This is a genomic window from Binatus sp. (SeqCode) (genome assembly GCF_050013435.1).
Classification (GTDB): domain Bacteria; phylum Desulfobacterota; class Binatia; order Binatales; family Binataceae; genus Binatus.
The window spans coordinates 25,079-40,326 of sequence record NZ_JBEKFG010000014.1; the positions used below are offsets into that span (position 1 = coordinate 25,079).

The 15,248-nt window shown below is 60.8% G+C and carries 9 protein-coding genes; 6 read left to right on the forward strand and 3 right to left on the reverse strand.

Features of this window, described 5'->3' with window-relative positions; translation table 11 throughout:
• The first annotated feature begins 83 nt into the window (after nt 1-83).
• Nucleotides 84-650, forward strand: coding sequence for a pyruvoyl-dependent arginine decarboxylase (locus tag ABSB13_RS04680; RefSeq protein ID WP_424674160.1), 567 nt, complete (start codon nt 84-86; stop codon nt 648-650).
• An 11-nt stretch (nt 651-661) separates the two neighbouring features.
• Here ABSB13_RS04680 and ABSB13_RS04685 read toward each other — a convergent pair whose 3' ends face one another.
• On the reverse strand, nt 662-1,528 hold the full coding sequence (locus ABSB13_RS04685; RefSeq protein ID WP_428105878.1) for a class II fructose-bisphosphate aldolase: 867 nt from the start codon (nt 1,526-1,528) through the stop codon (nt 662-664).
• 33 nt (nt 1,529-1,561) lie between these two features.
• Nucleotides 1,562-2,578 carry a phosphogluconate dehydrogenase (NAD(+)-dependent, decarboxylating) gene (gene gnd, locus ABSB13_RS04690; protein ID WP_428105880.1) on the reverse strand — a complete coding sequence of 339 codons (1,017 nt, stop codon included), beginning with the start codon at nt 2,576-2,578 and terminating at the stop codon, nt 1,562-1,564.
• Nucleotides 2,579-2,677: 99 nt separating this feature from the next.
• Here gnd and ABSB13_RS04695 point away from each other — a divergent pair, with 99 nt between their 5' ends.
• The 5 genes from ABSB13_RS04695 (at nt 2,678) to ABSB13_RS04715 (ending at nt 11,117) form a co-directional block, all read left to right on the forward strand.
• The gene (locus tag ABSB13_RS04695) at nt 2,678-4,183 is read left to right on the forward strand and encodes a cobyric acid synthase (RefSeq protein ID WP_428105883.1); all 1,506 of its coding nucleotides are present in this window, start codon (nt 2,678-2,680) and stop codon (nt 4,181-4,183) included.
• Nucleotides 4,184-4,630: 447 nt separating this feature from the next.
• Complete coding sequence (locus tag ABSB13_RS04700) at nt 4,631-5,635, forward strand: DUF3300 domain-containing protein (protein ID WP_428105885.1); 1,005 nt, start codon at nt 4,631-4,633, stop codon at nt 5,633-5,635.
• Entirely contained in the window at nt 5,635-6,615 is a 981-nt protein-coding gene (locus ABSB13_RS04705) for a DUF2950 domain-containing protein (RefSeq protein ID WP_428105887.1), read from the forward strand. Before ABSB13_RS04700 ends, ABSB13_RS04705 begins: the two co-directional genes overlap by 1 nt.
• A 399-nt stretch (nt 6,616-7,014) precedes the next feature.
• The gene (locus tag ABSB13_RS04710) at nt 7,015-9,954 is read left to right on the forward strand and encodes a choice-of-anchor D domain-containing protein (protein ID WP_428105889.1); all 2,940 of its coding nucleotides are present in this window, start codon (nt 7,015-7,017) and stop codon (nt 9,952-9,954) included.
• Nucleotides 9,955-10,181: 227 nt separating this feature from the next.
• Nucleotides 10,182-11,117, forward strand: coding sequence for an oxidoreductase (locus tag ABSB13_RS04715; protein ID WP_428105891.1), 936 nt, complete (start codon nt 10,182-10,184; stop codon nt 11,115-11,117).
• A gap of 208 nt (nt 11,118-11,325) precedes the next feature.
• On the opposite strand, the gene ABSB13_RS04720 is transcribed toward ABSB13_RS04715, so the two are convergent.
• The gene (locus tag ABSB13_RS04720) at nt 11,326-15,111 is read right to left on the reverse strand and encodes a PAS domain S-box protein (protein ID WP_428105893.1); all 3,786 of its coding nucleotides are present in this window, start codon (nt 15,109-15,111) and stop codon (nt 11,326-11,328) included.
• Between the last annotated feature and the right edge of the window lie 137 nt (nt 15,112-15,248).

Sequence of the window (15,248 nt, forward strand, 5' to 3'; positions counted from 1 at the left end):
CGCGGATCACAGGCACGCAATCTAGCAAAACGCTTGCGCTTGCTCTATTTAAATGACGAAATCGAATTGAGGGTCGAAAGCAGATGGGTCCAACAGGCAAAGGCATTTTTCTGACCAAGGGCGTCGGCAGGCATCGCGAGAAACTTACATCCTTCGAGCTCGCGCTTCGCGACGCGCGGATCGCCGAGTTCAATCTCGTTCGAGTCAGCTCGATTTTCCCTCCCGGATGCAAAGTCGTCTCGATCCAGGACGGACTGAAGACCCTGACTCCCGGCCAGATCGTTTACACCGTCATGTACGACAACTCCACCGACGAACCGCATCGCTTGATGGCTTCGTCGGTCGGACTGGCAATTCCGGCCGACAAGGATCAATACGGCTATCTGTCCGAGCACAAGAGTTTCGGGCAAACCGACGAGAAGGCCGGCGACTACGCCGAAGATCTCGCCGCCACGATGCTCGCGACGGCGCTCGGCGTGGACTTCGACCCCAACGTCAGTTACGACGAACGCAAGGACGTATGGAAGCTGTCCGATAAAATCGTTCAGACGCGAAACATCACGCAATCCGCAATCGGCGATCGCGACGGTCTGTGGACTACGGTCGTTACGGCCGCGGTATTCGTCAATCTGCCGACGACCGACAAATAGCAACCAGGCCGCTATCTTGAACTGAACAGCTCGAGCCGCGAACTAACCACCTCTTTCACCGCCTCGACCGCGGGCCCCAGGATCTTGTAGGGCGCCACCTCGTTCGGCGCCGCTGCCAGCCCCGCTTCGACTCCCCTTCGCCATGCCAGCCGCAGTTCGGTGTTGACGTGGACGATAGTCATGCCGGACTTGATCGCCCGCCTGAAATCGTCGTCGTTGGTGCCCGACCCGCCGTGCAAGGTCATGAAGATCCGGACCGCTGCTTTGATCTCCGCGATCCTCTCGATGTTCAGCCTTTTCCGAACATTGCCGTGAACCATGCTTGCGAGCATTCCGTGCATGTTGCCGACTGCCGGCGACAACACGTCAACTAAAGTCGCGTCGACGAATTGTTTCGCCTCATCCGCCGTGGTCAATACACCGACGCCGTCGGGAATCTTGTCGAGCACAGCCGACGACGCGCCAATCCAGCCGATCTCGCCCTCGACAAGAATCGCAGGGTTGATCGATTTGATCGCCTCGATCGCTTTGCGGGTCTGGGCGATGTTTTCCTCGAAGGGAAGCGCCGACCCGTCGAAGATGATTTCGTCGAATCCCGCTTTCGCCGCCGCCTCAGCATTGGCGATCGAGTGAGTGTGGTCGGCGTTGAGAAAAATCGGATAGTCGTACTCGTCGCGAACCGCCTTCACCAACGCCGCGGCCTGTCGGACGCCGGTGAACTCGCGTTCGCCCTCGGACAGACCCAGCATCACGGGCAATCTCTGGTCGCGCGCGGCGGCAACGATCGCGTTGAATCCGACCAGGTCCGAAAAATTAAAATGACCGACGGCAACTCTGTCCGCCTCCGCACGGTTCAATACTTCACGCAGCGATGTCATATTCCGTTTTCTCTCCAGATCGTAAGCACGATTCTAGGCCTTCTTCTCCAGGTGTCCGCCGAACTCGTAGCGCATCGCAGACAGAAGCTTGTCCGCAAAGTCGGCCGCGCCTCGCGAGCCGAAGCGTTCGTAGAGCGCGGCGGTAAGCACATGCGCGGGGACGCCCTCATCGATCGCCGCGTCGATCGTCCATCGGCCTTCGCCCGAATCCGACACCCGCCCGGTAAACTTCTTCAGCTCCGGATCGCCGAGCAGCGCGTTGGCGGTCAGGTCCAGCAGCCACGATGCGATCACGCTGCCACGCCTCCATACCTCGGCGACGTCGGTGAGATTAAACTCGTACTGGTACAGCTTGGGATTGCGCAGCGGCGTGGTCTCCGCATCCACCGCATGCGTCTGCATCCCCACGTTGGCGTTGCGCAGAATGTTCATCCCCTCCGCATACGCCGCCATGATTCCGTACTCGATTCCGTTGTGAACCATTTTCACGAAGTGGCCCGCGCCGTTGGGTCCGCAATGCAGATAACCTTGCTCCGCGGTGCTGCCCTTCACTTTCTCGCGGCCCGGAGTGCGCGGGGCGGAATCGATCGACGGCGCAAGCGTGGCAAAAATCGAATCGAGATGCTTCACGACTTGCGGCTCGCCGCCGATCATCTGGCAAAAGCCGCGCTCGAGTCCCCAGACGCCACCGCTGGTGCCTGAATCGACATAGTGAATCCCTTTCGTCTGGAGGGATTCGGCGCGCCGGATGTCGTCGATGTAATACGAATTGCCGCCGTCAACGATGATGTCGTCGCGCTGGAATCGGCTCGACAGGTCCGCCACCGTCTGCTCGACTACGGCCGCCGGCACCATCATCCACGCCACGCGCGGCAGCTTGAGCTTGGCGGCGAAGTCGTCGAGTGACGACGCGCCGATGGCGCCCTCCTTTGCCAATTCCTTGACCGCGGCGGCGCTCACATCGAACACCACGCACTCGTGACCGCCGCGCAGCAGGCGCCGCACCATGTTGGCGCCCATTCGGCCGAGCCCGACCATTCCCATTTGCATCTTACTTCGCTCCTTGTTGAACCGGACCTGTATTGAAACAGTCTACCGTATCGCAGATGCTATGGCTCCCGTGAGCGTCGCTTCAAAAGGAATCGCGTTTTGAGCGCCAGGAGCTTGATGGTGATGGGCACGGCGTCGGACGTCGGCAAGAGCGTGGTTGTCACTGCGCTGTGCCGTGTGTTCGCGCGCGCCGGTGTCCGCGTAGCGCCCTTCAAATCGCAAAACATGTCGAACAACGCGGCGGTTTGCCCCGGTGGCGGCGAGATCGGACGTGCACAGGCCGTGCAGGCCCAGGCGTGCGGACTCGAACCGAGCCCCGACATGAATCCCGTGCTGTTGAAAACGCAGTCCGGCATGGGTTGCCAGGTAGTGATTCGGGGCCGAGCGCGGTTTCAGATGGGGGTAAATGACTATGAGCGATACCGTACTGAGGCATGGCCTGAGATGGTCAGTAGCTATAACAATCTGGCCCGGGATTTTGAGCTGATTGTTATCGAAGGCGCGGGCAGTGCGGCGGAGATCAATCTGCGGCATCGCGACATAGTCAACTGGGAAATCGCCAAACTGGCCGACGCACCCGTTCTGTTGGTCGCGGACATCGACAAGGGCGGAGTCTTTGCCTCGATCGTCGGCACGCTCGAGCTGCTCGCGCCAGAGGAACGGCGGCGCATCAAGGGAGTGCTGATTAACAAGTTCCGCGGCGATCAAAAGCTGCTGGAACCCGGGCTTCGCTTTCTCGAGCAACGCACCGGTGTCCCGGTACTCGGAGTGATCCCCTGGCAGCATAACCTGGGACTGCCGCAAGAGGATGCCGCCATGTTGGACGGGATCGCGACGCGTCCCGGCGACAAGCCAATTGCTATCGGAGTGATACACCTGCCGAGTATTTCCAACTATACGGATTTCGAAGCGCTCGAGGTCGAACCGGATGTGGCAGTGCACTACTTGAGCGATCCAGGCATGGCGCCGCGCCTTGACGTTCTGATCATCCCGGGAACCAAGAACACCGTCGGCGATCTGAAATGGATGCGCGCATCGGGCTGGGAGAACTTCCTTGTCCGGCACCGTCGCGCCGGTGGATGGGTGCTTGGAATCTGCGGAGGGTACCAGATGCTTGGACGGCGCATCATAGACGCCGGCCGGGTCGAGAGCGATACGGTTGAAACGATTGGGTTGGGATTGCTCGAAATAGAAACCACCTTCGAGACCGGGAAAATCACCGATCGAATCCGTGCAATGCATCTTTCGACAAACCTCCCCGTTTCCGGCTACGAGATTCACTCCGGGCGCATCACCGGTATTGCGGCTTCCCAGGCGCTGTTCAGGTTGACGCACCGGGACTCCAGCGCGGTGAACGAATTGGAGGGCGCCCGATCAGACGATGGACGAGTGATCGGCACTTCGATTCACGGAATGTTCGATTCCGCCGGCTTTCGCCGAAACTTTCTCGATGAGATCAGGACTTCGAAAGGACTCGCCCCGCTTAAATCCGCCCCGCAGGATGACGCCGACGCCAATCGCCGCACGGCCTTCGATCGAATCGCCGACGTACTGGAAGCGAACGTGGATATGCGGCGAATCGCGGCGCTCGCCGGGCAGGGCTGAGCCCTGCACCCACCGTTAAGGCCGCGCTCCGTTGTCGCGCGCGGCGGCGCTCAGCGGCTTTTCTCGCCGCTAGCTCTTACTTTGGCCTCAAACCGAACTTAAACTTTGTGTTTGCAAAGCGCCCGGTGTCGGTGCGAGTTTAAATCAGGATTCAAAATGGATAGTCCGGATTAAGGGCATAAGGTGAGCCCAAGTCGGGCCGCACCCCGACCGCGCGATTCAGAATGCGCTGCCAGTCGATGGCGCGAATGCTTCGCGGATGCTGATCCACGAGGCAGGTACCGCCAGGAGCGCCATACCGATTTTCCCGGAGGAACACGGATGTTGCATTTCTGCAGAACTTTCGCGTTTGTGCTGATCTGGACACAAATGGCGTTGCCATCGCCCTTGACCGCTTATGCGCAAGGAGCCGGGGATACAGCGAACCCGGGGCCAACCACAGCGGAATTGCATCAACTGGTAGCGCCTATCGCGCTCTATCCCGATACGCTGGTGGGCCAGATCCTCGCGGCCTCGTCCTATCCTACCCAAATAGTAGAAGCGCAGCGGTGGATGCAGAGCAATTCCGGACTCTCAGCGAACCAGCTGGCCCAGGCGGCCAACTCTCAGTCCTGGGATCCGAGCGTCAAATCATTGACGGCGTTTCCAAAGGTCCTGGACAACATGAATACCAACCTGTCGTGGACCTCGGCTTTGGGCGAGGCCTACTACAGCGATCCGCAGGGCGTCCTGAAGGCCGTGCAGGTCATGCGTGCGCGGGCGCAGGCGGCGGGCTCGTTGCAATCGAACGACCAGCAGACGGTCGTAGCGCAGGGGCAGACGATCATAATCGCGCCGGCCAATCCGCAAGTCATTTACGTTCCGCAATACAACCCGACGGTTGTTTACGGAGCGCCCGTGGCGGCCTATCCGGGCTATTCGGGAGCTGACCTCGCGATGACCGGAATACTGGCGTTTGGCGCCGGAATCGCGGTGGGCGCATTGATCGGCTCAAGCGATGGATGGGGTTCTAACAACTGGAACTGCAACTGGCATGGCGGCAACGTTTCATACAATCACAACGTTTACATCTCGAACACCAACAACTATCGCGGGTGGAACAATTCCAGCAACAACTGGAACAAAAACAATAACAACAACTGGAACAACCACAACAACTGGAACAAAAACAACTTGAATAACGCGAATCGGAACCAGGCGAAAAACGATTGGAACAATAGCCAGGCCAAAAACAATTGGAACAAGGACCAAAATCGGAACCAGGCGCAGAACGCCTGGAACAAGAATGCGAGCAATTCCAATCGCAGCGATCGCGGCTACGGTAATTCCGGCGGCGAGGGACGATCCAACGCGTTCGGCGGATCTCGCCCGGGCGGAGACGCGTGGGGCGATAGCTCCCGCGGGCGTTCAAGCTTTGGCGGTGGCGGCGGATTCAGGGGAGGCCGACGCTGATGAAACAACGTGGGATCGGGGGAAAAAAGGATCGAACTATCGTGCAATCTCTACCCAGAATCGCGCGTCGCATCGGCGCCTGCTTGCTGGTTCTGTCGCTGACCGCGACGCTGCAGAGTTGGGCGGCAGCGGCCGAACAGCAAAAGACATTCAATTCCCCAGAGGACGCGGCTCACGCGATGGTCGATGCGCTGCGCAAAGACGATAGGCCGGAGCTCATAACGATCTTCGGCAAGGAATCGCAGGGATTACTCAATTCGGGCGATCCGGTGGCGGATAAAAACTCGGTCCAGAACTTTCTGAAGGACTATGATCAGATGCATCGTTTCAGCCATGGGCCCGATGGCAAGCTGTTCCTGATAGTGGGCGCGGAGAACTGGCCGATGCCCATTCCGCTCGATAAAAATTCCGCCGGTTGGTATTTCGATACGTCTTACGGAAAAGAGGAACTTCTCTTTCGGCGCATCGGCGGGAACGAGCGCAGCGCGATCGCGACATTGAATGCAATCGTCGCAGGTCAGCACGAATACTACGATCAGACGCATGACAATGGTGTCGCCAAGGAATACGCGCGGAAGATCTTGAGCGATCAGGGCACGCGTGACGGCCTCTACTGGAAGGCTGCGGCGGGCGAGCCCGAGAGCCCGATCGGGCCGTTGGTCGCGCAAGCATCAAAGGAAGGATATCGAGCGAACCCGCAAGGCACGCCAACACCCTTTCACGGTTACTATTTCAAAATATTGACCAAGCAGGGCGCGAACGTGCCCGGCGGCGCCAAGGACTACGTCGCCGATGCAAAGATGAGCAACGGTTTTGCAGTGCTCGCCTATCCGGCGACGTATCGATCATCCGGGGTGATGACATTCCTCGTCGATGCGGATGGGAACGTGATGCAGAAGGACCTCGGGCCCGGAACCGATGTGCTAGCGAAGGCGATAGATACCTACGATCCCGACAAGAGCTGGCAGCCCGCGCAATGATACTTAAGTCTGAGAATCATTGGTTAACGAGATAGTTGGCGCGCGTCCACTGCCAACGGGCAGGGCTGAGCCCTGCACCCAATGTTAAGGCCGCCCGCCGTTGGCGGGCGCGGCCCCTGCCAACGGCGCGCGATCTGTTAAGACTGGCCAGCCGTGCCAACGGGCAGGGCTGAGCCCTGCAGCCACCGTTAAGGCCGCGCTCCGTTGTCGCGAGCGGCGGCGCGCGGCGGCTTTTCTCGCCGCTAGCTGTTCCTTTGGACTCAAATCCGGGCGTAAGCTTCCTGTTTGCAATCCGTGCGGGCTAGATGCTAATCGGGTCAACCCTCAACATGGAAATTTTGGCCTGCCCGGCCGACACAATTTCCCGTTTGACGGCCAGCTCATCGGGGAGGGGAATTGATGAAGGCACCTTGGGGAAAAGTGCGCATTGGCATGGTCGCGATCTTTTGTGCGGCCGCATTGGCAATTGCCGGCCTGCACCGGTTTTCAGTCCGCGCCTACGGAGGGGCCCCGAACCCGATCCTCTTTGTTACTGACGGGACCACCATCGCCGTGACGGCATATTCGGCCATCAGCGGCTACGCTTCCCCACTGGCGCCCGCCCCTACCGGCCTCGCGTTGCCGGGATGGGTGGCGGTTGACGCGAGTGGGAAGACATACGTCACCAACGCGGTCGGCACCATCACCATTTACGCGGCGGGGAGCAACGGCGACACCGCTCCCATTGCCATCATCGGTGGGAGCAACACTGGCCTGATTTCTCCACAAGGCATTGCGGTGGATTCCACCGGCAAAATCTATGTGGTGGACAACGTCGCCGCCAGCGTGTTCGTCTATTCGGCGGGGAGCAACGGCAACGTCGCCCCCATCGCCACCATCAGCGGGATCGCCACCGACTTGAGCTCCCCAGAAGGCATCGCGCTGGATTCCAGCAACAACATGTATGTGACGGACCAGGGCGGTACCTTACCGAGCGTGTTTGTCTTTTCGGCGGGGAGCAGCGGCAACGCCGCCCCGGTCGCCACCATCAGCGGGCCCGCCACCAACCTGGACTCCCCATACGGCATCGCGCTGGATTCCAGCCGCAAAATCTATGTGGCAGACACAAGCGACAGCGTGTTTGTCTATCCGGCGGTGGGGAGCAGCACCGGGACGCTCAACGAGGCCCCAACCACCACCATCAGCGGGAGCAGCACGGAACTGGCTACCCCAAAAGGCATCGCGCTGGATTCCAGCGACGACATCTATGTGGGGAACTACGGCCCGTGGACCGTGACGATCTATTCGGCGGGGAGCAGCGGCGACGCCGCCCCCATAGCCACCATCAGCGGGAACAATACCGACCTGGCCAACCCAGAAGGCGTCGCGCTGGATTCCGGCGGCAATATCTATGCGGCGGACGGCGACACCGCCAACAGCGTGACGATCTATCCGCCGCTGGGGAGCTCCGGATGGGCCGCCGGCTCGCCGACGACGTACAGTGTCGCGCCCAAGGCCGCGATAAGCACGGTCTTGACCACCGGCCTGATCAACCCGCAAGGCATCGCGCTGGATTCCAGCGGCAAAATCTATGTGGCCGATAAAGACGCCCCCGGCGTGTTTGTCTATCCGGCCGGGAGCAACGGCAATGCCGCCCCCATCGCCACCATCAGCGGCGGGAGCACTGGCCTAAATACACCACAAGGCATTGCGCTGGATTCCAGCGCCGACATCTATGTGGCCGACGAGGGTGACGGAGGGTGCGATGGCACCGCCAGCGTGCTTGTCTATTCGGCGGGGAGCACCGGCGACGCCGTCCCAATGGCCACCATCAGCGGGGAGGCCACCGGCCTGTGCGGGCCAGCCGGTATCGCGCTGGATTTCACCGGCAACATCTATGTGGTGGATGAGAGAGCCGCCAGCGTGTTTGTCTATTCGGCCGGGAGCAGCGGCGACACCCCGCCAATCGCCACGATCAGCGGCGGCAGCACCGGCTTAAGGTGCCCAGTCGGCATAACGCTGGATTCCAGCAGCAACATCTATGTGACGGACGATTGCGCCGCCAGCGTGTTCGTCTATCCGCCGCCGGGCAGCCCCGGGAATACGTATCCCGACCAGCCCCCCAGCGCCACCATCAGCGGGGGCACCACCGGCCTGGAGGGCCCATACGGCATCGCACTGGATTCCGGAGGAAATATCTATGTGGCGGACAACGACGCGATCAGCGTGTTCGTCTATCCGCCGCTGGCCAGCCTCGGCAGCTCTTATTCAGGCTCCCCCACTGACACGGTCAGCGGTCCGCTGACGGAACTGTATGATCCTTTGTTCGTCGCCATCCCGCCAGGTATCAGTCCGCTGCAGGTCCTGCCGTACGGGATAGTGTTCGGTTACTCCATCGTCCTGAATTCCGGCACGACTCCTACGCCGCCCAGACTCGTCAAGGTGACAAATCAATCGGGCGGTTCGATCACCATCGGCCAGGTCACGGTCAGCCCCTCTCAATTCTGGATACCGGCCAGCGGCGAGTATTCCGATAAGTGCTCCAGCAAAACGCTGCAGCCCGGAGCGTCGTGCACGGTCGGCGTCAATTTTGCCGCTACAGCCGTTGGAACGTTTACGGGGACGCTGACCGTTCCTTCGGATGCGCCCAACAGCCCGAACGTGACGTCGCTTAGGGGCGTTGGCGTGCCCGGATTGATCAACCTCTCGCCCGCATTATCGTTTCCCAACACGCTAGTGGGCCATCAAAGCACTACGGTTAAAACCGCGACGCTGACAAATCCCAACACGGTCGCGATGACCGTCGATAGCATCACGCCGTCAAGCGGCTTCGGCATAGTAAGAAGTACCGGCGCGAATCCTTGCAACCTCAGCGGCTCAACCATCCTGCACCCCAAGGGAACAACAGATTCGAGTTGCACCGTTGGAGTGACCTTTACCCCGACTGCGCAAGGCACTCGCACGGGAAGCCTGACCATCACGAGCAACGCCAAGAACAGCCCCGCGACGATCGTGCTGAAAGGTACGGGGACGCTCCTGGCGCCGACGTTCTCGCCCAAGTCGTTTGCATTCGGCACGGTGACGGTCGGTAATCATCCAAGCATTTCCGTCACGGTAACCAACCCGAACACTGTAGGCCCAATCGCATTCGCCTCTGCGACCATTGACGGCAACACCGCCTTCACAACGAGTACGGACACCTGCAGCGGCCACAGCATTGCTGCCGGCGACACCTGCACGATCGGTGTCACCTTCACCCCGACTGCAACAACCGGCAGTGCCTCCGCAACGGTGATCATTACTGACAACGCGGCGACCTTCACTCAGAAGCTGGCCATGTCCGGCAAAGGTAAAAACTAACGGATTGAGCGGTCGCGCTTCCCAAGGGAGCGCGACCGCTCATCGCTTCGCCAGAGAAGTGATGCGCCCGGCGGGCAGGGCTGAGCCCTGCACCCACCGTTAAGGCCGCGCTCCGTTGTCGCGCGCGGCCGCTGCCGCAGGCGCGCGGGGGCGCGCCGATGTTTCTCCGTGACCAAGGATCTATCCCGTGATAGCCTTGGTGCAGCCGACCGGGAGGAAAGCCCACTATGCCCGACAAGAAAGCGTGGACCGCCGATGACATGCCGGATCTTTCCGGGAAGACGATCGTCGTAACTGGCGGCAACAGTGGCATCGGCTACGAAGCCGCGCTGGAGTTCGCGCGCAAGCATGCCGATGTCATTCTCGCCTGCCGCGACTTGGGCAAGGCTCGAACGGCCGCCGCTCAGATTTCCGCGTCATCGCCCGGCGCCAAAGTCGAGGTGATGGAACTCGACCTCTCGAACCTCGCGTCAGTGCGCGGCTTCGCCGACGCGTTTCATCTGGGACATCCCGCGCTGCACGTGCTCTGCAACAACGCCGGCGTCATGGCGATCCCGTACCGTCAAACGGTGGACGGATTCGAGATGCAAATCGGCACCAATCACCTGGGGCATTTCGCGTTGACCGGCCTGCTGCTCGATCGGTTGCTCGCCACTGAAGGCGCGCGAGTGGTCAACGTAAGCAGCGGCGCGCATCGCATGGGCAAAATTCGCTTCGACGATCTGCAATGGCACAACGGCTACCGCAAGTGGATGGCTTACGGGCAGAGCAAGCTCGCCAACTTGTTGTTCACCTTCGAGTTGCAGCGGCGAGCCGACGCATCCGGCGCAAAACTGCTCAGCGTCGCGTGCCATCCCGGCTATGCGGCGACCAATCTGCAAGCCGCGGGACCGCGGATGCAGGGATCGTCGATGATGGAATCTCTTTTCTCCGTCGGCAACAGCCTGTTCGCGCAAAGCGCCGCGATGGGCGCGCTGCCTACCGAGTATGCTGCCGTCGCATCCGACGTCCACGGCGGCGATTACATCGGCCCTGACGGTATCGGCGAGATGTGGGGGCATCCGGTCAAAGTCGGTTGTAGTGCAGCTGCTCGCGACACCGCGGCCGCCGCCCGGCTTTGGGAACTGTCCGAGCAACTCACCAACGTGCACTACACGCTATGAGCAGGGGTGACCCCTGGCAGGGGCTGCCCCCTGCACCCAAGGTTAAGGCCGCGCTCCGTCGTCGCGCGCGGCAGGGGTGACCCCTGCACTCAATGTTAAAACAAAGATGCGGCCTGACGGCCCGCTAGAAGGGGCGAGGGGGGAGAGCCGCGGGGACTGCCGCGGGCGCGGTCTTTTAACACTGCGCTGCCGTCGCCACGGCCAGATGCTAGTCCCCGCTCGCGTTCGCTGCATCCGGCGCGCCGTTCGAATTCGGCTTCGCGGCCGCGTCATCGTGCCCGGAGTTTTCGACCACGTCCGCAATCGCCTGGAGTAGAGTCGATTTCTTGACCGGCTTGCTGACATGCAGGTCGCATCCAACTTCATGCGCGCGGCGCACGTCCTGTTCGAGCGCGGAGGCGGTCAGCGCGATTATCGGCGTGCGACGACGTTGGCTAGCCGTCTCCCATTGACGAATCATGCGCACGGCGCTGTAACCGTCGAGCACAGGCATCTGGATGTCCATCAGGACCACGTCGTAGGCGCGCGTCATGAAGCGGTCCACGGCCGCCTGGCCGTCCTCCACTTCGTCGAGCACGTAGCGGCTCTTCTTCAGATACGCCGCGATCAACAGGCGATTATCCGCCGAGTCATCTGCCAGCAGGATGCTGAGCGGGCGGTCGAGCATATGCGCCGCGGAACCGTTCGGCGCCACTTCACGCCGAGGCTCGACGACTGCATCCGCGGGCGCGGCAACCTCGGCCATTGCGTGGCAAATAGCGGCGTACAATTCACGGCGCTTGATCGGCTTGACCACGTAATGATGCACGCCCAGGTCCTTCATCGCATTCAACCGGGTGGTCAGGCCGCCGGAAGTCACGAGGATGACGATCGGCAAATTTCCGTTCGGGCCCAGCCGGATTCGCCGGATCATTTCGAAACCGTCCATCGCGGGCATCTGCAAATCAACCAGCATCAGGCCGAACGACGCGAGATTGCGATTAGCATCGTCGATCGCGAGGAGTCCTTCGACCCCTGACCCAGCCTCGCTGACTAGCGCTCCCCTGGAGAGCAGCATCGCGCTTGCGATCGATCGAGCGGTCGCGTTGTCATCCACCACCAGCGCGCGCACCCCGGACAGCTCGGGGCCGTGATGCTCCGGCGATTCGCTTTGGTTGGTGACCGCGGTTGGCAAGCCGAGTTCCGCGGTAAAATAGAAAGTGCTGCCCGTGCCCAGTTCGCTTTCGACCCAGACTCTGCCGCCCATCAGCGCGACCAGGCGCTCGACGATTGTCAGACCAAGTCCGCTGCCACCGTATTTTCGCGTGGTCGATGAGTCTGCCTGGGTGAAGGCGGAGAAAACCTTGGGCAGCACGTCTGGCGGTATCCCGATGCCGGTATCGCGCACCGAAAACAGCAGGCTGCCCGGATTGGACTGACCGGGATTGAGCGCGACGTCGATCACGACTTCGCCGCGCCCGGTAAATTTGATCGCGTTGCCGATCAGGTTGGTGAGCACCTGGCGCAGCCGCAGCGAATCGCCCACCAGCATGGGCGGCAGACCGCTGCCGATTCGCACCGCGAGTTCGATTCCCTTTTCGTGGGCGCGCACCGCCAGCGTATCTGCCACCTTCTCCGTCAGCTCTACAACGTCGAACTCAACCGCCTCCAGGCTCAGGCGCCCGCTCTCGACCCGGGCGATATCCAGGATGCTGTTGATCAGTTCGAGCAGCGCGTTGCCGTTGCTGATGATGGTGGTGAGATAACGCCGCTGTTCCGAATCGAGATCGCTTTCGCCCATCAGGTCGGCCATCCCGAGGATCGCATTCATCGGCGTGCGAATCTCGTGGGACATGCTCGACAGAAATTCGGTCTTGGCCTTCGAGGCCGCCAGCGCCTTCTGCCGTGCCGCCTCCAGGTCGGTGATATCGCGCGTGATCGACAGCACGCACTCGCGCCCGCCGAGTTCGAGCACCACCGCTGAGATCAGCGCCGGGAAAGTGCCGACGCCGATGGTGCGGAAGGTGGTTTCGAAGTTGCGGACCTCGCGCTGTTTGCGCAGGGTTTCCAGGAAGAGATCGAGCCGCTCGGTGCTGACCCAGACGTTGAGATCAGCGAAGCGCTTGCCAATGATTTCGGCTTTTGCGAGCCCGACCGATCGCACCATCTCATTGTTCACATCGATGATGATGCCGTCGCTTACGCCGGTGAGCGCGATGTTGTCGACATTCGAGTCGAATATCTCGCGCAACATCGCTTCGCTGCTCTGCAGTTTTCGCTCCTGTTCCTTGAGCTTGGTAATATCGTGGGAAATCGTCACCACCCGCCACGCGCCGCCCAGGTTCACCACCGCCGATGAGAGCAGCACGGGAATCTCGACGCCGCTCTTGCTCCGAATTATCACTTCGAAATTGCGCACCTGGCCTGTTGTCCGCAGCGACTCGACGTATTCGCCTCCAGGCCTTGCATAACCGCTGCCGGCAACCCCCGGCGAGACCGCTCCGATTATCTCTTCGCGCGAATATTCAGTGAGTCGCGCAAATTCAGGGTTGACATCCACAAAGCGGCCGTCAACGTCGGTGATCGACAATGGGTCCAGGATGGAGTCGAAGACTTTGCGCAGACTGGCCTCGCTGTCTATGAGCTTTTGTTCCGCCGCCACCAGATCGCCGATGCTGCGTGTGATTGTCAGGCAGCTCAGCTTGCCGTCCAGCTCCAGCAGCACCCCGGACATCAGGCACGGGATTAGGCGTCCATCTTTGGCGTAAAAATCGGCCCGCATGTTCCGGACTTCGCCGGTTCGGCCCAGGGCCGCCGCGAAATTATCCGATTCCTCCCGGCTCGGCCACACGCCGATCTCCCAATAAGTCTTGCCCAGCACCTCTTCTCGGCTAAAGCCCGTCGAGCGGCAGAACTCGGCATTGACGTCGGTGTAACGCCGCGTCATCGGATCGTTGATCGATACCGAATCGAGGTTCGCGTCGAAGATCTTGCGCAGCATCGCTTCGCTGTTGCGCGCCTTCCGCTCCGCTTCCTTGATGTCCGAGATTTCATGGACCACGTTGATCACGCAGTTCTGATTGTTGAGCCGGACCACGACCGCGGAAATCAGTGCGGTCGTCGGTTTAGTATGGTCAACGCCGGTGAGCTCGGCCTCGATGTTTTGCACCGAGCCGGTCTCTCGCAGTGCCTTCGCGCATTGCTCGCGGATCGCCGGCTCCATCCAGAAATTCAAGTCGGTAGCGCGCCGGCCTATCACCAGCTCTCGCGGCAAGCGGCTGCGCTTGACGAATTGGTTGTTGACCTCGAGGATCCTGCCGGTATCCAGGCTGCTGACCATGACTATGTCGTTGCTTTGCTCGAAAATCTGCCGGAATTTCTCTTCGCTCTCCTTGAGTTTCCGATCGCTGCTCCGCTCGTCTTCGAGGTGTTGCGCGAGTTCGCGCCGATTCTTCGTCTGAAGATAGACGTTTGACTGCGCGAGCCCGACCGCGTTCGTCAGCCCCAGCCAATGCATAGAGGGATCGGAATCAACAACCCCATGCACGTGCCCGAGGACGTAAAAGCAAGTCATCCCGATTACGCTAATCGCCGCCTGCCAACGCCAGTCCCACGGCGCCAGCGTCCCCGTAGCGACCACGATGACAAGCACTGACACGAACAGCGGCTCGACACGCATCGATTCGGCACCGATCACAATGTTCGTTACCATTAACCAGGTGCAGACGAAGATGACGATCTCGCGCCAATAGCGCGGTATCGCGGCGGTGAAGGTCAGGATAAAAAACACGACCCCGATGGCGACCATGGCCAAAATAAGGCTCTGCGTCGCGTCGAAAGTCGATCCAGACGTGTAACGGTGCTCCGCTGCATAAACCAGGTTGAAGAAGACAATCAGCAGCGCACCCGCCCGCGTCAAACCGGTTACGCTTGCGTCCACGGCGCGCAAATCGAACAAAGTGGTGCGCGCCCGCGCACGCGCCAGCTCGTCCGAAGTCAAAGCTTCGGCGTTCAACTGGTCATGCCGGGGTCTCCTCTCACGCGAGCTCAGGTCGTTCTGCTTGGGCGCAGCGCCCATCCAATCTCCTTCCCGTCCCTGGCAATCGCCGGGATCTACCTAACTGAAGCAAGTCCAATGCCCGAAAATTCGTC

Bases quoted from the DNA above. Each gene is read 5' to 3' on its own strand.
- ABSB13_RS04710 (WP_428105889.1), top strand. From the start codon at position 7,015: ATGAAGGCACCTTGGGGAAAAGTGCGCATTGGCATGGTCGCGATCTTT.
- ABSB13_RS04705 (WP_428105887.1), top strand. From the start codon at position 5,635: ATGAAACAACGTGGGATCGGGGGAAAAAAGGATCGAACTATCGTGCAA.
- ABSB13_RS04685 (WP_428105878.1), bottom strand. From the start codon at position 1,528: ATGACATCGCTGCGTGAAGTATTGAACCGTGCGGAGGCGGACAGAGTT.
- ABSB13_RS04680 (WP_424674160.1), top strand. From the start codon at position 84: ATGGGTCCAACAGGCAAAGGCATTTTTCTGACCAAGGGCGTCGGCAGG.
- ABSB13_RS04715 (WP_428105891.1), top strand. From the start codon at position 10,182: ATGCCCGACAAGAAAGCGTGGACCGCCGATGACATGCCGGATCTTTCC.
- gnd (WP_428105880.1), bottom strand. From the start codon at position 2,578: ATGCAAATGGGAATGGTCGGGCTCGGCCGAATGGGCGCCAACATGGTG.